Raw genomic sequence first — 17452 nt, forward strand, 5'->3', positions numbered from 1 at the left:
TGTCGGTTGAGAAGGTTTTGGAAGCTATCGGAAGGGCTGCGTCAATGGACCAACGGATCGAGCGGCCGACAACGACGCCGCCCAATCCAGAACTGGCACTGGGTTTGGGTGCCAGCCGTCGCAGAACCAAACGCAGCCGTTGGCTCGGCGTTCTGGCGCTGCTCGGACTGCTGGCGGCCGCTTGGTACGGCTACACCAGCTATGGCAACGAAACGCCGACGGTTGCCTATCGCACCGTACCAGCCGAACAAGGATCCCTGACCGTTCAGGTTTCGGCCACCGGAACGCTGCAGCCGCTGACGCAGGTCGATATCTCCTCCGAACTGTCCGGTGTCATCCGCAATGTGACCGTCCGCGAAAACGAAGAGGTCAGCAAGGATCAGGTTCTGGCCGAACTCGACACCACGCGCCTCGCCGCTCAGGTCGAACGCGCGCAAGCAGGTGTCAAAGCCGCGCAGGCGCAGGTCAGCGATGCGCAAACCACGCTGCGCGAATCCGAAGCAACGCTGAAGCGCGCGCAAAGCCTTGCCGAACGTGGCCAGGTCGCGCCACAGGCTCTCGAAACGGCAACCGCAACGCGAGACCGCGCACAAAGCTCGGTGCAGATCGCCGAAGCCAATCTCGCCGTCGCGCAGGCCGATCTCAAGCTGCAGGAAGCCGATCTCGCCAAAACCAAGATCTATGCGCCGATCGACGGCCTCGTGCTGACGCGTTCGGTTGATCCCGGCCAGACGGTGGCCGCGTCGATGCAGGCGCCGGTGCTGTTCGTCGTGGCCGAAGACCTCAAGCGCATGGAGCTGAAGGCCACCATCGACGAGGCCGATATTGGTTCGATCGCCAAGGGTCAGAAGGCCAACTTCACCGTCGATGCCTTTCCCGACCGCAGCTTCACGGCAGCCATCCGAGACATCGCTTATGCCTCGGCCACGACCGAGGGCGTTGTCACCTATGAAGCGCGGCTCGATGTCGATAATGCCGACATGCAGCTTCGCCCGGGCATGACGGCAACCGCGTCAATCATCACGCGCGAAGCCAATGATGTTCTGACCGTACCGAATGCCGCCTTCCGCTTTGCGCCGCCTTCCGCGAATGGCCGCTCGGGCTTCAGCTTCCGCAACCTGTTTTCGCCCGGCCGGCCACGCGGCATGCGTGGCGGCGGTCGCTCGCGTCGCGGTGCCAACAGTGAAGAAGGCCGGCCACTTTATGTCCTGCGCAATGGTGTCGCCGAAGAAGTTCGCGTGATCCCCGGTGCAACCGATGGCGAGCGCACGGAGATCAAGTCCGGTCTGGAGGCCGGCGACCAGATCATCCTCGGCCTTGCGCGCCAGGGCGGCGAAGGCGGCTCTGATGAACCCGCAGGCAGCGCGCCTGGCAGCTCATGACCGACGCGCTCGTCACCTTTAGCGATGTCTGGAAATCCTATGGCCAGGGCGAAGCGCAGGTCCATGCGCTTGCCGGCGTTGATCTCGCGATCCGCAAGGGCGAGTTCGTCGCCATCATGGGGCCGTCCGGCTCGGGCAAGTCGACGTCGATGAACATCATCGGCTGCCTCGACACGCCGACCTCCGGCCTGCACGGCTTTCTCGGTGTCGATGCAGGCCGGCTCGATCGTGCCCAGCGCGCCGTGCTGCGCAACCTCTATATTGGCTTCGTTTTCCAGGGCTATAATCTCCTGCCCCGCACCACCGCTGCCGAAAATGTCGAGCTGCCGCTGATCTATCGTGGCATGCCTGCCAGGGAGCGGCGTGATGCGGCTATGCAGGCGCTGGCGCAGGTGGGTCTTGCTGGGCGCGAGCATCACACGCCGGCCGAGCTTTCCGGCGGCCAGCAGCAGCGTGTGGCGATCGCCCGCGCCATCGTCACCCGTCCCACCCTGCTGGTGGCCGACGAGCCGACCGGCAATCTCGATACGCAGCGCTCCCACGAAATCATGGACCTGCTCACCGGCCTCAACCGCAACGAAGGCCTGACGATCGCCATGGTCACGCATGAGGGCGACATCGCCTCCTACGCCGATCGCACGATCTCCTTCCTCGATGGCAAGATCGCCTCGCAGGGCTATGAGATGGAGAGCGCCTGATGCTGTGGGAAACCATTCGCCTGGCGCTGCGCTCCGTTCGCCGCAACGCCATGCGCTCCGTGCTGACCCTGCTCGGCATCGTGATCGGTGTGGCCGCCGTCATTGCCATGGTGACGATCGGCTCCGGCACGACGGCAAAGGTGCGCGAGGACATTTCCAAGCTCGGCAGCAACCTCCTCGTGGTGCGTGCCTCGCGCCCTGATCGCTCCGGCACGTCGAACTTCACGGTGCGCCGCCTGGAGCAGAAGGACCTCGACGTCCTCAACAAGAGCCTCGAAGACGTTCGTGCGGTTTCCGGCGAGTCGCAGTCTCAGGTCCGCATCGTTTACGGCGCGCAGAACACGGCCGCGCAGGTCACCGGCACGGACACCGAGTATTTTACGGCCCGCGACTGGACCGTTTCGCTCGGCCGCGCCTTGACCGAACAGGAAGTGCGTGGCGGCACCGGCGTGTGCCTGATCGGGCAGACAATCCGTACGCAATTCTTCGGCTCCGGAGATCCGCTCGACGAGATCATCCGCGTCGGCAAGACGAGCTGCCGCATCATCGGCACGCTGGGTTCCAAGGGCTATACCGGCTTCGGCCAGGATCAGGACAATCTCGTTCTGATGCCGCTCACCACCTATCAGCGCCGCATTGCCGGCAATCGCTACATCGACACGATCTATGTGTCCGTCAACGATGGCGCCTCGACCACGCAGGCGGTCGCTGATGTCACTGCGATCATGCGCGAAGCCCGCGGCATCCAGCCGACACGCGACGACAATTTCGAAGTTCGCGACATGACCCAGATCGCCGACGCCATGACCAGCGCAACCACGGCCATGACCGGCATGCTGGGCGCGGTCGCCGGCGTCAGCCTGCTTGTGGGCGGCATCGGCATCATGAACATTATGCTGGTATCCGTGACGGAGCGCACCCGCGAGATCGGCATCCGCCTGGCGATCGGCGCGCATGAAAAGGACATCCTGATCCAGTTTCTGGTGGAAGCCACGGTTCTGTCGCTGCTCGGCGGTCTGCTCGGCATCGGGCTCGGGCTGGGTCTTGCCGGCGGTGCCGCGAGCTTCCTGTCCATCCCCTTTGCGCCAAGCTTGACGGTCATCCTGATCGCGGTGGTGTTTTCCGCCCTGATCGGAATGGTGTTCGGCTTCTTTCCCGCGCTACGCGGCGCACGGCTGAACCCGATCGACGCCTTGCGCCACGAGTAAGGTCAAAGCCGCATCGGATTGGCGAAGTGCCAATCCCGGAACGCCTGCATATGGGGCAGAAGGCCATCCGGTTCAGCGCTGGCATCCCTGAGGATCACCGGCCCCTCAATCTCCGGATTGGGATCCTGAGCGACATGCGCCTCGATGCCGCGCGCTGCTTCGTCCGCTGTCATATCGAGCTGATAACGCCGGAAGATCACGGTTCCGGTTACCATCGCCAGAACACGATAATTCGGCTCATGACGGAAGCGCGTGAGATCGAGGCCAGTCTCTTCCATCACCTCGCGTTCCATGTTCGCGACATGATCGATCCGCCCATCCCGCAGATCGTCCTGCTCGAACGATCCAGCCGCAAAGTAGACCTTTCCGGGATTGGCAGTGTGCTGGCTCATCCGGGCCGCCACGAGCGCACCATCACTGGAGACCAGCGCAGGATGTGCAAAGCAGTGCGCGACGTCGGAATGCGGCCGTATCGAGCGCCAATACATGAAAGTCGCATAGTCGGTCAGATGACAGCGACCTTCCAGCACCCGGTCTTGAAGCTGCAGATCCGCAAACATCAAGATGCGGCCGTTGAACAAGGCCGGCTGCGCGGCCTTCTCCTTCTTCCAGTTCGCCTCGACTTCAGCCCGGTAGTTTTCTTCGAACGGCAGCGGCGATGGATCGAGACGCAGAACGACGTCGTCGACGCCAATCATCTGATTTTGGGGCAGGTCAAAGCGGATCATGACGCATGAGTGGCGCATTTATCTGCGAAAGCAAGCCGGAACCTGCCGGCATCCAACGCATTCAGCACGGGTTCATCACCATGGTGCGATCTGTTGCTGCAGGCACAAGACATGATCCACACCACCAATGGAGGAATGCCATGAAGAGCATGTTCTCGAAGCTGGCAATGGCCGGTCTTCTGATGATTTCTGCCGTTGTCGGGACTGCACCCACCGCATCCGCCGAAGGCGCATCGGCCAGCCTTCGCACGCTGGCGAATGTCGTCCAACCGGCTGACGGCGTCAAAGCTGAACAGGTACAATATCGTCACCACCGCGATCGTCGCTGGCATCGTCATCATGGACGCCATCATTATCGCGATCACCGCCGCCATCGCGGCTACTATCGTCATCGCGGCCCATCGGTTTATTTCGGTGTCGCGCCGACCTATCGCTATGCCAGACCCCGTTACGTCGCGCCGCGCGCGCGTGCCTATCGGTCGAGCCACGTGAACTGGTGCTACAACCGTTACCGCTCGTATCGCGCCTCGGACAACACGTATCAGCCCTATCATGGGCCGCGTCGCCAGTGCTACTCGCCGTTCCGGTGAGCCTTCAGCATCGATGAGGATCAAAGGCCGGGCCGGTGAAAACCGCCCGGCCTTTTTCTTGCGCATCAAGCCAGGGTCTTGCACAAGACGCCAAGCGCCTATTTTCTGACACAAGAAACAACCTCCGGCTGAAGCATGTCTGACCCCAGCGAGCAGAATGAACGGGCACTGCACCGTCAGCGCGTCCTGAAGGGCGGCGCGATCCTTCACGGCACACAGTCCGAGATCCGCTGCACGATCCGCAACATGCACAGCCAGGGCGCCGAACTGCGCGTGCCCGCTGATGTCGCGGTCCCGAAGAGCTTTCTCCTGTACGTCTCGGTCGACAACATCGCCTATCAATGCGAGTTGCGCTGGCGCACCGGTGACCGGGTTGGCGTCGAAATCCTGGGCACCGAACCCAAGCCGCACTGGCATTACGGCTGATCAAAACAAAAGCGCGCCCGCAGCCGAGACCGCAAACGCGCTTTCGTATCCAGTAAGCCGCGCTCGGCTCATCATATCAGAACCAGGCGCAAGCTTGTTCTTGCCGATCCTCCGCGCGCCTGCAGGAGCTTGCCCCCGAGGACGTGCAAACAAGGAAGCTTGGATCGGCTGTCAGACGCAGCCGTCCAGATTAGTTGACGGATTTGTCGACCAGCTTGTTTTTCCCAATCCTCCGCGCGCCCGCAGGGGCTTGCCCCGAGGACGCGCAAACAAGGAAGCGTGGATCGGATGTCAGACGCAGCCGTCCAGATTAGTTGACCGACTTGTCCACCAACTTGTTCTTGCCGATCCACGGCATCATGCCGCGCAGCTTTTCGCCGACTTCTTCGATCTGGTGCTTGTCGTTGGTGCGGCGGATGCCCTTGAAGCGCGCGCCGCCCGACTTGTATTCCTGCATCCATTCGGAGGTGAAGCGGCCGCTCTGGATGTCCTTGAGCACGCGCTTCATCTCGGCCTTGGTGTCTTCCGTGATGATGCGTGGACCCGAAACATACTCGCCCCACTCTGCGGTGTTCGAGATCGAGTAGTTCATGTTGGCGATGCCGCCTTCATAGATCAGGTCGACGATCAGCTTCACTTCGTGCAGGCACTCGAAATAAGCCATTTCCGGCGCATAGCCGGCTTCCACCAGCGTTTCGAAGCCGGCGCGGATGAGCTCGACCAGACCACCGCACAGCACGACCTGCTCACCGAACAGATCGGTCTCGCATTCTTCGCGGAAGTTGGTCTCGATGATGCCCGAACGGCCGCCGCCGACGCCCGATGCGTAAGCCAGCGCAACGTCGAGTGCATTGCCGGAAGCATCCTGATCGACAGCCACGAGGCAAGGCACGCCGCCGCCCTTCTGATACTCGCCGCGCACAGTGTGACCCGGGCCCTTCGGCGCGATCATGATGACGTCGATGGTCTTCTTCGGCTCGATCAGGCCGAAATGCACGTTGAGGCCGTGCGCAAAGGCGATCGCTGCACCGTCGCGGATATTCGGCGCGATGTCGGTCTTGTAGATGTCGGCCTGCAGCTCGTCAGGCGTTGCCATCATCATCACGTCGGCCCACTTGGCGACCTCGGCAACGGTCATGACCTTGAGACCGTCGGCTTCCACCTTCTTGGCCGTCGCGGAGCCTTCCTTGAGGCCGATCGCGATGTCGGTGATGCCCGAATCTTTCAGGTTCAGCGCATGGGCGCGGCCCTGGCTGCCGTAACCGATTACGGCAACCTTCTTGTTCTTGAGGAGGTTGAGATCGGCATCACGATCGTAATAAACGCGCATGGTGTTTCCTTCCGCTTTGCTATTCGTTGATTAGTATCCGGCCCTGGCCGGTGATTTTCCCGCGCCGTAGAGCGCGAGGAATTGGTTTGTAGCGCGCCGCGCATCGGCTTCGATCTCGGCTTCATCCAGCGCCATGGCGTCGCCAAGCAGAAGCCGGATCTGAACGTCGCGGCCGACAAGTCCGAAGAAGGTACGAAACGCTTCCTCGGCATCCTCGAAAGCGAGCAGCCCGGCCGCACGTCCGGCTTCCAGAACCGGCTTCAACCGCTCGCCGATCGCAAAGCGCCCGTTCGCCAGAACGATCGCGCCAAGTGCATCGCGGCCCGATCCTGCCCCGCCGACCGCCACGCGATTAAGCGCGATCGAGGTTCGGCTTGAAATCACGGCCAGCCAGTTGACGGCAAAGCCCTGCAGGCTTTCACGCAAGGCGCTGCTGTCGAGATGCTGCGCATCGTAGTTGCCTGCACGAACCTTGGAAGCCTGCCAGCGCACGGTCGCGGCAAGGAGGCCGTCGCGGTCGCCATACCATTTGTAGAGCGTTTCCTTGGAACAGCTCGCACGCCGCGCCACCGCCGTCATCGTCAGCGCATGGCCCTGCTCGACGAGCAAGGAAAGCACAGCATCGAGCACCGCTTCCTGGCGCTCGGATGGGGCTTCTTCGCTGGGGATGGTAGCTATCTGCAACACGCCTGCTCAACTGTACCGTACGTTACGGTTCGGTTGACTAGCGCATCCCGACGTCGCTCACAAGAGCCGTTTGTCGGCTCACGCGGATTCTTGCGTGCTCGCGGTGGGAGAAGCCAACTGGCTGCTAGTCGTCCAATCCGGTTCAGCCAGGCCTATGCGCCCAAGCGGATCGAGCAGCGTTCCCGCCACCATCGCTCCCAGTATCTGAGGCACCGGCGGAACCCGTGCTGCCAAGGCCACCACCGTGTCGCGCATCCACGGCAAGATCCGACCATCGGACTGGTAGAACGGCGTCAGCATTAGCGACAAGGATTGGAACAGTCTGATGTGGTTGCGCCGCAGCGCCCCATAGCTATCCAGCGCCTGATCGAGATGCTCGCTGCGCCGCAAGGCCTCGTCCAGCGCAGCCGCATCGAGCAAAGCCATGTTCGCGCCCTGCCCCAGCTGCGGGCTTGTGGCATGGGCAGCGTCGCCTATGAACACGATCCGTTCCCCACGCTGCGGCAGCAAGGTGTGGTGCCCGTAGCGTGCGAGGCTCAGCTGATCGAAATTCGAGATCTGGTCGAGGTAAGGCGCACAGGCCGGCCAGACCTCCAGCACCCTCGCCTTCCAGGCATCAAGCCCGGCAGCCTTAAGTGCCTCGACCTCTGCCGGCTTGAGGCTCCAGAAAAAGGCGGCTTTCTTTCCGCCTGCCGGATCAACCCGCCCCACCGGTAGAACGCCCACCATCGTATGCGCGCGCTCATAACGCTGTTGCAGCGCATGCGGATCGAAGCCCTCATCCACCCAGTCGAGCGTTGCCCAGATCGCGCCATAGGTCAGCGCCCTCGGCTCGACCGGCCGCGCCGCATGCCGGCGCAATGTCGAACGCGCGCCGCTTGCATCCACGATGAGATCGAACGGCCCGTGACGCAGACCACCGGCGTCAAAGCCGATGCCGTCGCCCATGCCGTGCAAGGCTTCGGCTTCGGTTCCGGTCATGATGGGAATGCGCGCGGCCACCACCGCTTCGTGCAGCACGTCGAACAAGGCCGCCCGATGCGTTCCCAATCCAAAACGGCCACCAGCCAGCGCATCGTAGCGCACATCAAGCACGGTGCGACCGCTTCGCGCATCGGCACCGGTCAGCCGGTCAATTCGCTGGCCGCGCGCCAGCATTGCCGGCAGAAGACCGAGATAGGCCAGCACGCTGAGGCCGGTCGGCTGCAGGATCAAACCGGAGCCAACGGGAGCCGCCTGATCGAATCGCTCGAACACCCGAACATCATGGCCACGACGCTTGAGCAGCAAGGCAGTGGCCAGACCACCCGGTCCGGCCCCTACAATGGCGATGCTCAAACTGTGCTGCATGGAAAACTCCTTCGCGCGGTCTGCGAAGGAGTGCTTAGCCCGTGACGACCTAAACCGCCACCTGCGTGCCGATTTCCACCACACGGCCTGTGGGGATCTGGAAATATTCGGTCGCGTCGGAAGCCGAGCGCGCCATGGTGATGAACAACCGGTCCTGCCATTGCGGCAGCGTGGAGTTCGCCGAAATCTTCAACGAACGCCGCGACAAGAAGAAGGACGTCGTCATGATGTCGAACTTCCAACCGAGCTTGCGGCAGATCGCCAGCGCGCGCGGAATGTTGGGCCGTTCCATATAGCCAAAGGTCAGCGATACCCGCATGAACAGCGGATTGAGCTGCTCGATCTGCGCCCGTTCGCTTTCCGGCACACGCGGTGTCTGCGCCGTCACCACGGACAGGATCACGTTCTTTTCGTGCAACACCTTGTAGTGCTTGAGGCTATGCAGAAGTGCGGTCGGGGTGCGCTGAGGATCGGCCGTCAGGAACACCGCCGTTCCCGGCACCAGCGTCGGCGGCTTCTTGGCCAGCTGCTCGATAAAGAAGTCGAGCGGCACCTCGTTCTTGCGCGTCTTGTCGAACAAGGCGCGGCTGCCGAGCACCCATGTCGCCATCAGTGTCACGACCGTCACCGCCACCAGGATCGATGACCAGCCGCCGTCGAACACCTTCACGATGTTCGACACGAAGAAGGCGATGTCGATCGACAGGAATACCACGGTCGCACCCACGGCAGCAGCCAGCGGCCACTTCCAGATCCGCAGCATGACCACGAACAAGAGCACCGTGGTGATCATCATGTTGCCGGTCACCGAGATACCATAGGCCGAAGCGAGTTCGCTCGACTCCTGGAAGCCGATCACCAGCATGAACACCACGATGCCCAGCAGAGTGTTGACGCGCGGCATATAGATCTGCCCGGACTGTTCGGCGGACGTATGCTGGACCTCAAGCCGCGGCAGCATGTTGAGCTGCACCGCCTGCCGCGTCAGCGAAAACGCGCCGGAAATCACCGCCTGGCTGGCAATCACGGTAGCCGCCGTCGCCAGCAGCACCATCGGCACCAAGGCCCAGCCTTCGTTCATCTCGAAGAACGGATGACCGATCGCGCCGCCATGGGAAAGCACGAAGGCGCCCTGCCCGAAATAGTTCAACAGCAGGCACGGAAACACCATGACAAGCCAAGCCATCACGATCGGCTTGCGGCCGAAATGGCCGAGGTCAGCATAAAGCGCTTCCGCTCCCGTTACCGCCAGAAATACCGCGCCGATCGTCACAAAGGCCACCGCCGGCGAGTCGATCAAAAAGATCACGATGTAATAGGGGTTGATCGCGTAGAGGATTTCAACGTCGTCGGCGATGTGAACGAGGCCGGAGGCTCCGATCGCCAGGAACCATATTGCCGTCACCGGACCAAAGATGATGGCGACCTTGGCCGTGCCGAAGCGCTGCACGTAGAACACCATCGCCAGGATCACCAGCGTGATCGGAACGACATAGGGCTGGAAGCTCGCCGTCACCGTGTTCATGCCTTCAACGGCCGACAGAACGGAAATCGCCGGCGTGATCACGGCGTCACCGTAAAACAGCGATGCGCCCACCATGCCGATGAAGAGCAGCAAGGCCGGCCGGTTGGCGAAGGTCGAGCGCACCAGCGCCATCAAGGACAGCGTACCGCCCTCGCCCCGGTTGTCGGCGCGCAGCACGAACAGAATGTATTTGATCGTCACGATGATCGTCAGCGCCCAGACGATCAGGGACAACACGCCCAGAATGTCCTCGCGCGTCGCGATCTCGCCGCCGGCAGACGCCCGCAGCGCCTCGCGAAAGGCATAGATCGGGCTCGTGCCGATGTCGCCGTAAACGACGCCCAGCGCACCGAGCATCAGGATAGGCAGTCTCTGCTCGCCATGTCCCTCCACCTTGTGCGGCGCGGCCGCCTGTGGGGTAGAAGCAGAGCCTGCAGTCTCTTCAATGCTCATGAAGCCCTCCTTCCGGGCGGGCGGGCTCTTACGCCTGCTTTCACGCAAGATCAATCGAGATCATGGGATGTGCCCATAAACAGAAACGGGCGCAACACTGCATGACCGATGGATCAACGCTGGCTCATCAACGAAGATGACCTATTTAGGTTCAAGCTTTACACGATCGATCGACGGGAACGCGGTGCTGTTTCCCGCATTGCGACCCATAACGGGAAACACGAGGAGACACGATGCCTTCTTCACTTACTGCCGTGCCTAACGTTCGGCGGATCGAAACAGACCGTAGCGATGTCTTCGCTTGCGAGATCGCCAACCATGTTTCGGCGGCTGATCTGGAAAACCTATATGGCCTCTTGGAAGGCGCTTATGCGCTGCACCCGCGCATCGACGTGCTCGTGCACTTCACCAACTACGAAGGCGTAGACTGGTCGGAATTGTCTGAAGAAACGAAAAAGGAAGGCCAGGAACACGCCAACGCGCATATCCGCAAATGCGCTTCGATCGGCGGCCCGGACTGGGTGTCCCACTTCAGCGGCTTCTTCGCGCCTTCGATCGATGTCGAGTTGAAGCGCTTCGAGGAAAACGAAGAACAGGAAGCCTGGGCCTGGATCGGCGCAACCCCACAGCCGCTCGACATCTGATCGAGCGCGACGGTGCTGCGTCTCAGCGCACCACCGTCAGCCGCTCGGCCGCGCGCGTCACGGCCGTATACAACCAGCGCTGGCGCGTATCCTTGAACGCCCAGCTTTCGTCGAACAACACGACGTTGTTCCACTGCGAACCCTGCGACTTGTGCACGGTCAGCGCATAACCATAGTCGAAATCGTCGAACCGCTTCTTCTGCTGCCAGGAGATTTCCTCGTCCGGCGTCTCGAACGCAGCCTTGAGCAGCTTGATCTTGGCCACGCCGCGATCCGGATCATCTTCTTCCGGCGTCACCAGCAAATTGACCCCGGGCTTCGCCGTTTCGCGCGACGCCGTCATCACTTTCCACAAAGACCCGTTCAGCAGACCCTTCGACGGGTCGTTGCGCAAGCAAACCAGCTTGTCGCCGGCCTGCGGGGTTGCACCCGTAAACCCCTTCAACTCGCGCAACCGGGCATTGTAGCGGCGCCGCGTCCGGTTCGTGCCGACAAGCACCTGATCGGCACCGAGAACAAGGTCCTGCGTGACCTCATCCTTGCTGATCACCTGCGCAGCGCCGAAGTCGCCATACATGAACTCCTTGCCTTCGCGCACATCGAGAGCAAGCTGGATGATCGGATTGTCACGGGCCTGACGGTGGATTTCGGTGAGCAGATGATCCGGCTCATGCTCGGTGAAGAACCCGCCACCGGAGATCGGCGGCAGCTGGCCGGGATCGCCAAGCACCAGGATCGGCGTGCCGAAGCTCATGAGATCGCGTCCAAGCGCCTCGTCCACCATCGAACATTCATCGACGATGATCAGCTTCGCCTTCGCAACCGGTGATTGGCGGTTCAGCGCGAAGGTCGGCGACATCGACGTCTTGCCGGTGTCCTCGTTCTCCACCGCCTCCTCGCCGCGCGGGCGATAGATCAACGAGTGGATGGTCCGCGCATTGCTTGCGCCCTTGGAGCGGAGCACCTGCGCCGCCTTGCCGGTGAAGGCCGCGAACTGGACACTGCCGTCGACATTCTCTGCGAAATGCCGCGCAAGCGTCGTCTTGCCTGTGCCGGCATAGCCAAACAGGCGAAAGATCTGCGGTTTGCCGGACTTCATCCAGCGCGCAACCGCCTGCAGCGCTTCATCCTGTTGCGGAGAAAATTTCATGAACGGGTCAGAGCGGATTCGCGCGCCAAGGGCAAGTCTCGCATGGCTTCATCCTGAAGCCTTCACTGCAACATCGGCCACAGCGTTGCGGCGAGCATCAGGCCCATGGCGATGTTGAACCACTTCAAACGTACGGGATCTGCCAGGAAACCGCGCAGGGCCACACCACATCCTGCCCAGGTCGAAACGCAAGGCAGGTTCACCAAAGCGACCGTGCTGGCGATCAAGACAGCCGACACAAACGGCGCATCGGGATTGGCGTAGATCGACATGGCGCCGATCGCCATCACCCAGGCCTTGACGTTGACCCACTGAAAAGCCGCCGCCTGCAGGAAGGTCATGGGCTGCGGCCGCGTTTCCTTCGCGCTGCCGAGCGTGCGTGAACTGGCGATCTTCCAGGCCAGATAAAGAAGATACGCCCCGCCCACAATCTTCAACAGGAGATGCAAGGGCGGAAAGGCGCTCAACAGCGCGCCAAGGCCGAAGCCGACACCCAGCATCAGCGACAGGAAACCAGCGCCGATGCCGAGAATATGCGGGATCGAGCGCCGAAAGCCGAAGTTGACGCCTGATGCCAGCAACATGAAATTGTTGGGCCCCGGCGTGATTGAGCTCACGAAGCCGTAGATGATCAGCGGCAGGAAACTGCTAAGCGGCATGGCTGTGGTCTCGGCACGAGGAGCCAAGCGCTGGCAAAGCCATGCCAACGCTTTGTTTGAATGGCAGAAGAATGAAGGTGAGCGCTTACATGCCCTGCGGGCCGCGATTCATGGCCGCAACGCCAGTTCGGCAGACTTCCACCAGACCGAGCGGCTGCATGATCGCGATGAACTGCTCGATCTTCGAAACACGGCCGGTAATCTCGAAGATGAAGTGCTCGGTGTTGGCGTCGATCACGCTGGCACGAAACGCTTCCGCCAGACGCAGCGCTTCCATGCGCTCCTCACCCGTGCCGCACACCTTGACCAAGGCCAGTTCGCGCTCGAGCGGCTTTTCCTGGCCAAGTTCGGCAGCGCGGTTGGAGAGATCCACCACCCGATGCACCGGCACGATGCGCTCGAGCTGATGGCGGATCTGATCGATGACATGCGGCGTGCCGCGCGTCACGATCGTGATGCGCGACAGATGGCTCTGATGCTCGGTTTCCGAAACGGTCAGGCTCTCGATGTTGTAGCCACGTCCGGAAAACAGGCCGATCACGCGTGCAAGCACGCCTGGCTCGTTATCGACCAGCACGGACAGCGTGTGGCTGACCGGCTTTTCGAGCGACTTCTGGATGAAATAGGCCGAACCGGTCGGCTGAAGATGGGCATTCATGATAAACAGTCTCTGTTCTTGATCCGCGCCGGTTTCAAACCAGCATCTTGCCCTTGGCGTCGATCGCATTCGCCACCGCTTCATCCGTCGCCTCGTCCGGCAACAGCATCTCGTTATGCGCCTTGCCCGACGGGATCATGGGGAAGCAATTGGTGAGATTGGCAACGCGGCAATCAAACAGAACCGGCTTCTTCACCGACACCATCTCGTTGATCGCATCGTCGAGCTCATCCGGCTTGTCGCAGCGAATGCCGTGACCACCGTAAGCCTCCGCCAGCTTCACGAAGTCCGGCATCGCCTCGGTATAGGAATGCGACAGCCGGTTGCCGTGGAGCAGCTGCTGCCACTGCCGGACCATGCCCATATACTGGTTGTTCAAGATAAAGATCTTGATTGGCGCTTCATATTGAACGGCCGTGGACATTTCCTGCATCGTCATCTGCACGGAAGCGTCACCGGCAATATCGATCACGAGCGCGTCTGGGTGCGCGATCTGCACGCCGAGAGCTGCCGGCAAACCATAGCCCATCGTGCCCAGACCACCGGAGGTCATCCAGCGGTTCGGCTGATCGAAGCCGTAATGCTGGGCGGCCCACATCTGGTGCTGGCCGACTTCCGTCGTGATGTAGGTGTTCGGACCCTTGGTCAGTTCATACAAACGGCGCACCGCATGCTGCGGCATGATCACGTCGCGGTTCTCACGGAAAGCGAAACTGTCGCGTGCGCGCCAGCGCTGGATCTGCTCCCACCATGGCGCGAGCGCCTTGCGGTCAGTCTGGCCCGAAGCGCGCCACAAGCGCACCATGTCTTCGAGCACGCGGCCGACATCGCCGATGATCGGAACCTCGACATGCACGTTCTTGTTGATCGAAGACGGATCGATGTCGATGTGGATCTTGCGCGAGTTCGGCGCAAACGCGTCCAAACGGCCGGTGATGCGATCGTCGAAGCGCGCACCGACGCACAGCATGACATCGCAATCATGCATCACCATGTTGGCTTCATACGAGCCGTGCATGCCGAGCATGCCGAGCCAGTTGTCACCCGAAGCAGGATAAGCACCGAGACCCATCAGCGTCGACGTGATCGGGAAGCCGGTCAGTTCCACCAGTTCGCGCAGCAACTGGCTGGCTTCCGAACCCGAATTGATGACGCCGCCGCCCGAATAGATCACCGGCTTCTTGGCCGTCGCCATCAGGGCGATCGCCTGTTTCACCGCTTCCAGATCCCCCTGGACCTTCGGGCGATAAGACGTGCGCGGAGCCAGCTGCGGCGGCGTATAGGTGCCAGTGGCGAACTGCACGTCCTTTGGCACGTCCACCAGAACCGGACCCGGACGCCCCGTCGTCGCGATGTGGAAGGCTTCGTGCAGGATGGCCGCGAGGTCGTTCACATCGCGCACCAGCCAGTTATGCTTGGTGCACGGACGCGTGATGCCGACCGTATCGGCTTCCTGAAACGCATCGGAGCCGATCAAACCGGTGGGAACCTGGCCCGAGATGCAGACCAGCGGGATCGAGTCGAGAAGCGCGTCCTGCAACGGCGTCACGGCATTGGTTGCACCGGGGCCGGAAGTCACCAGCATCACGCCGGCCTTTCCGGTTGCCCTTGCATAGCCTTCGGCTGCGTGTCCGGCGCCCTGCTCGTGGCGAACGAGGATGTGCTGGATCTCGTCCTGCTGGAACAGCTCGTCGTAAATCGGCAGAACGGCGCCGCCCGGATAGCCGAAGAGGTGCTTGACGCCGTTATCCTTGAGCGCCTGAACCACCATCTCCGCGCCGGTCATTTCGCGTTTGCCGCTGTCTTCGCTGGTCATTGTCGTCCCGCTTCTTAGCCGTATGTCGTGTGAAATCGAGGCAATAAAAAAGGCCCCCGAGGGAGCCTTCGTGATGCGCATGGGGTGCTTTCGCCCGGCGGTTACACCGCCTTGCCCACGCGCCTTCCTACTACGAGAATGAGTGCTGTTGTCATGGTGACGGACCGTAGAGGCATCTTTCCGAAGCGTCAATCCTGTTTAACAAGAAAGTGCCGGGCCGGTTTGAGGAGAAAGTGCCGGGCCGGTTCGGTGAGAAAGTGTCGCGATATTCGGCATACAACAAATAAGCCCAACCCTGCCTTAACCCCGCTTCGCTAAGCCGCTGACAGGACAAACGCGAAGCTGATGATGATCGCCGGAACACACTTGCCGTATAACGGGGCAACGCTGCAGGAGCGCCGCGCCCAGCAACAACCGGATACGCGCATTCTCGGCCGCATCATCGCCTGTGACGGCGCGCAAGCGGTGATCGCGGCAAGAGCCGATGATGCCGACCAAGCTTCGCATTGGACGGTCGGGCGGATGATCTCCGTTAATCTCGGCGACATCCGCACCGTCGGCTTCGTCTATGAAATCGCGACCGCCGCGCCGACTTGGGAAACGGGCGCGGAGAACGCCATCAACGTCAAGATCGAGCTCGTCGGCGAAGTGCGCGACACGCCGGCAGGTCCTGTCTTCAACCGCGGTATCACCACCTATCCGCATCTCGGTGCAAATGCCCATCGCATTCGCGGTCGTGATCTTGAAGCCCTTTATGATTTGGGCGGCCGCCGCGCCATTTCGGTCGGCACGCTCAGCCAGGATGCGTCCATCGATGTCAGCGTCGCCATCGACGATTGTCTCAACCGGCATTTCGCGGTTGTCGGCACGAGTGGCGTGGGCAAATCAACGGCCGTGTCGCTTCTGGTTCGCAAGGCAGTCGCCGCGCGTCCCGATCTGCGCGTGCTGATCTTCGACCCGCACAACGAATTCGCCACTGCTTTCCCCGGTCAGGCGCACCGCATCGATCTGTCCAGCCTCGACCTGCCCTTCTGGATGTTCCGGCTCGAAGAGCTGGCGGAAGTGCTGTTTCGCGGTCGAGCACCGGACACGAACGAAGTCGATCTTCTGCGCGAGCTCATTCCACAAGCCAAGCAGAACTATCGTGCCGGTGCGCAAGCCGGCCTCGTGCGTCGCTCCAGCGATAATGGCGGCATCACCGCCGATACGCCGATCCCCTACAGAATCGCCGACATCACCCGACAGCTCGACGAGCGTCTGGGCATGCTGGACAGCAAGGACATGCGCCCCGTTCTGCGCTCGTTGCGCGCCCGCATCGATGCGGCGGTAGCGGATCCGCGCTATCGTTTCATGTTCGCCTCGCACCTGATCGAAGACACGCTGCATCGCGCAATCGGCAGCGTGTTCCGCGTGCCGCATGAAGGCAAGCCGATCACCTGCTTTTCCATGGCCGGCATGCCGTCGGAAGTAGTCAATGCCGTGTGCTCGGTTCTGGCCCGCCTCGCCTTCGATCTGGCAGAAGGCAGCGAAAACAAGCTGAAGATCCTCGTTCTGTGCGAGGAAGCCCACCGCTACATGCCGTCCGATCCGGCTCTCGGCTTCGCGCCCGTGCGCCACGCTTTGTCGCGCATCGCCAAGGAAGGCCGCAAATATGGCTGTTATCTCGGCGTCGTCACGCAGCGCCCGGGCGAGCTTGACGCGACCATCCTGTCGCAATGCTCGACGATCTTTGCCATGCGGCTCGCCAACGAGCACGACAAGGCGATCATCCGCTCGGCAATCTCGGACTCGTCTGCCTCCACCCTGTCCTTCCTGTCGTCGATGGGCCAGCGCGAAGCGATCGCCTTCGGCGAAGGCGTTGCCACCACGATGCGCCTGACCTTTGAAGAACAGCCGGCCCGGCTCTTGCCCGGCCACCATAATGGCGACGACGACGACACCGGTCACAGCGACGACGTCGATCTCGCACGCATCATCCATCGTCTGCGCGCGACCCAGCAACCGGATCAGGGCACGGCCAGCGAAACAAGGAGCTCGGAGCCGTTACCGTCCGCAGCCGAGCGCATGTCCGCTCCGGCAGACCGCGATCGCGAACCCTCGCTGTATCTGCGCCGCGCAACGGACACCCGCTTCGGCAAGCTTTAGCGC

Annotated in this window: 16 protein-coding genes; 7 read left to right on the plus strand and 9 right to left on the minus strand. The window is 61.8% G+C overall.

What is annotated here, in order from left to right:
* Positions 1-44: 44 nt before the first annotated feature.
* From JYU29_RS09165 to JYU29_RS09175, 3 genes are read left to right on the plus strand one after another with little or no spacing between them, the layout of a single operon-like run.
* Positions 45-1382 carry an efflux RND transporter periplasmic adaptor subunit gene (locus tag JYU29_RS09165; RefSeq protein ID WP_213984507.1) on the plus strand — a complete coding sequence of 446 codons (1338 nt, stop codon included), beginning with the start codon at positions 45-47 and terminating at the stop codon, positions 1380-1382.
* Positions 1379-2080, plus strand: coding sequence for an ABC transporter ATP-binding protein (locus JYU29_RS09170; RefSeq protein ID WP_213984508.1), 702 nt, complete (start codon positions 1379-1381; stop codon positions 2078-2080). The genes JYU29_RS09165 and JYU29_RS09170 overlap by 4 nt, the downstream gene beginning before the upstream one ends.
* Positions 2080-3288 (plus strand): ABC transporter permease, encoded by a 1209-nt coding sequence (locus JYU29_RS09175; RefSeq protein WP_213984509.1) that lies wholly within the window; start codon positions 2080-2082, stop codon positions 3286-3288. The genes JYU29_RS09170 and JYU29_RS09175 overlap by 1 nt, the downstream gene beginning before the upstream one ends.
* A gap of 2 nt (positions 3289-3290) precedes the next feature.
* On the opposite strand, the gene JYU29_RS09180 is transcribed toward JYU29_RS09175, so the two are convergent.
* Positions 3291-4016: a hypothetical protein gene (locus tag JYU29_RS09180; protein WP_250157323.1), complete on the minus strand. Its 726-nt coding sequence runs from the start codon at positions 4014-4016 to the stop codon at positions 3291-3293.
* 140 nt (positions 4017-4156) lie between these two features.
* On the opposite strand from JYU29_RS09180, the gene JYU29_RS09185 reads away from it, so the two are divergent.
* Together JYU29_RS09185 and JYU29_RS09190 are read left to right on the plus strand one after the other, a co-directional pair.
* Positions 4157-4606: a BA14K family protein gene (locus JYU29_RS09185; RefSeq protein ID WP_213984510.1), complete on the plus strand. Its 450-nt coding sequence runs from the start codon at positions 4157-4159 to the stop codon at positions 4604-4606.
* 135 nt (positions 4607-4741) lie between these two features.
* On the plus strand, positions 4742-5032 hold the full coding sequence (locus JYU29_RS09190) for a PilZ domain-containing protein (protein WP_213984511.1): 291 nt from the start codon (positions 4742-4744) through the stop codon (positions 5030-5032).
* A 310-nt stretch (positions 5033-5342) separates the two neighbouring features.
* Here the strand turns inward: JYU29_RS09190 and ilvC are convergent, their stop codons facing one another.
* The 4 genes from ilvC to JYU29_RS09210 all read right to left on the minus strand — a co-directional run bounded on the left by ilvC (position 5343) and on the right by JYU29_RS09210 (position 10377).
* On the minus strand, positions 5343-6362 hold the full coding sequence (gene ilvC / locus JYU29_RS09195; protein ID WP_213984512.1) for a ketol-acid reductoisomerase: 1020 nt from the start codon (positions 6360-6362) through the stop codon (positions 5343-5345).
* Positions 6363-6392: 30 nt separating this feature from the next.
* Entirely contained in the window at positions 6393-7046 is a 654-nt protein-coding gene (locus JYU29_RS09200) for a TetR/AcrR family transcriptional regulator C-terminal domain-containing protein (RefSeq protein WP_213984513.1), read from the minus strand.
* 81 nt (positions 7047-7127) lie between these two features.
* Positions 7128-8399 (minus strand): FAD-dependent oxidoreductase, encoded by a 1272-nt coding sequence (locus tag JYU29_RS09205; RefSeq protein ID WP_213984514.1) that lies wholly within the window; start codon positions 8397-8399, stop codon positions 7128-7130.
* A 49-nt stretch (positions 8400-8448) separates the two neighbouring features.
* Complete coding sequence (locus JYU29_RS09210; RefSeq protein ID WP_431192844.1) at positions 8449-10377, minus strand: potassium transporter Kup; 1929 nt, start codon at positions 10375-10377, stop codon at positions 8449-8451.
* Between the two features lie 233 nt (positions 10378-10610).
* Between JYU29_RS09210 and JYU29_RS09215 the strand changes: the two genes are divergently transcribed.
* Positions 10611-11021: a SpoIIAA family protein gene (locus JYU29_RS09215; protein ID WP_213984515.1), complete on the plus strand. Its 411-nt coding sequence runs from the start codon at positions 10611-10613 to the stop codon at positions 11019-11021.
* 22 nt (positions 11022-11043) lie between these two features.
* On the opposite strand, the gene JYU29_RS09220 is transcribed toward JYU29_RS09215, so the two are convergent.
* The 4 genes from JYU29_RS09220 to JYU29_RS09235 all read right to left on the minus strand — a co-directional run bounded on the left by JYU29_RS09220 (position 11044) and on the right by JYU29_RS09235 (position 15304).
* Positions 11044-12171 carry an ATP-dependent DNA helicase gene (locus JYU29_RS09220; RefSeq protein WP_213984516.1) on the minus strand — a complete coding sequence of 376 codons (1128 nt, stop codon included), beginning with the start codon at positions 12169-12171 and terminating at the stop codon, positions 11044-11046.
* Between the two features lie 62 nt (positions 12172-12233).
* Positions 12234-12830, minus strand: a complete 597-nt coding sequence (locus tag JYU29_RS09225; protein WP_213984517.1) for a LysE family translocator — start codon at positions 12828-12830, stop codon at positions 12234-12236.
* Between the two features lie 85 nt (positions 12831-12915).
* Entirely contained in the window at positions 12916-13488 is a 573-nt protein-coding gene (gene ilvN, locus JYU29_RS09230) for an acetolactate synthase small subunit (protein ID WP_213984518.1), read from the minus strand.
* Positions 13489-13522: 34 nt separating this feature from the next.
* Positions 13523-15304: an acetolactate synthase 3 large subunit gene (locus tag JYU29_RS09235; RefSeq protein ID WP_213984519.1), complete on the minus strand. Its 1782-nt coding sequence runs from the start codon at positions 15302-15304 to the stop codon at positions 13523-13525.
* 348 nt (positions 15305-15652) lie between these two features.
* On the opposite strand from JYU29_RS09235, the gene JYU29_RS09240 reads away from it, so the two are divergent.
* Positions 15653-17449 carry an ATP-binding protein gene (locus tag JYU29_RS09240; RefSeq protein WP_213985013.1) on the plus strand — a complete coding sequence of 599 codons (1797 nt, stop codon included), beginning with the start codon at positions 15653-15655 and terminating at the stop codon, positions 17447-17449.
* Positions 17450-17452 lie beyond the last annotated feature (3 nt).

Source organism: Tianweitania aestuarii (assembly GCF_018457165.1).
GTDB classification, from domain to species: domain Bacteria; phylum Pseudomonadota; class Alphaproteobacteria; order Rhizobiales; family Rhizobiaceae; genus Tianweitania; species Tianweitania aestuarii.

Bases quoted from the DNA above. Each gene is read 5' to 3' on its own strand.
- ilvC (WP_213984512.1), bottom strand. From the start codon at position 6,362: ATGCGCGTTTATTACGATCGTGATGCCGATCTCAACCTCCTCAAGAAC.
- JYU29_RS09220 (WP_213984516.1), bottom strand. From the start codon at position 12,171: ATGAAATTTTCTCCGCAACAGGATGAAGCGCTGCAGGCGGTTGCGCGC.
- JYU29_RS09210 (WP_431192844.1), bottom strand. From the start codon at position 10,377: ATGAGCATTGAAGAGACTGCAGGCTCTGCTTCTACCCCACAGGCGGCC.
- JYU29_RS09225 (WP_213984517.1), bottom strand. From the start codon at position 12,830: ATGCCGCTTAGCAGTTTCCTGCCGCTGATCATCTACGGCTTCGTGAGC.
- JYU29_RS09215 (WP_213984515.1), top strand. From the start codon at position 10,611: ATGCCTTCTTCACTTACTGCCGTGCCTAACGTTCGGCGGATCGAAACA.
- JYU29_RS09240 (WP_213985013.1), top strand. From the start codon at position 15,653: ATGATCGCCGGAACACACTTGCCGTATAACGGGGCAACGCTGCAGGAG.
- JYU29_RS09180 (WP_250157323.1), bottom strand. From the start codon at position 4,016: ATGATCCGCTTTGACCTGCCCCAAAATCAGATGATTGGCGTCGACGAC.
- JYU29_RS09165 (WP_213984507.1), top strand. From the start codon at position 45: ATGGACCAACGGATCGAGCGGCCGACAACGACGCCGCCCAATCCAGAA.
- JYU29_RS09235 (WP_213984519.1), bottom strand. From the start codon at position 15,304: ATGACCAGCGAAGACAGCGGCAAACGCGAAATGACCGGCGCGGAGATG.
- JYU29_RS09175 (WP_213984509.1), top strand. From the start codon at position 2,080: ATGCTGTGGGAAACCATTCGCCTGGCGCTGCGCTCCGTTCGCCGCAAC.
- JYU29_RS09170 (WP_213984508.1), top strand. From the start codon at position 1,379: ATGACCGACGCGCTCGTCACCTTTAGCGATGTCTGGAAATCCTATGGC.
- JYU29_RS09185 (WP_213984510.1), top strand. From the start codon at position 4,157: ATGAAGAGCATGTTCTCGAAGCTGGCAATGGCCGGTCTTCTGATGATT.
- JYU29_RS09190 (WP_213984511.1), top strand. From the start codon at position 4,742: ATGTCTGACCCCAGCGAGCAGAATGAACGGGCACTGCACCGTCAGCGC.
- JYU29_RS09205 (WP_213984514.1), bottom strand. From the start codon at position 8,399: ATGCAGCACAGTTTGAGCATCGCCATTGTAGGGGCCGGACCGGGTGGT.
- ilvN (WP_213984518.1), bottom strand. From the start codon at position 13,488: ATGAATGCCCATCTTCAGCCGACCGGTTCGGCCTATTTCATCCAGAAG.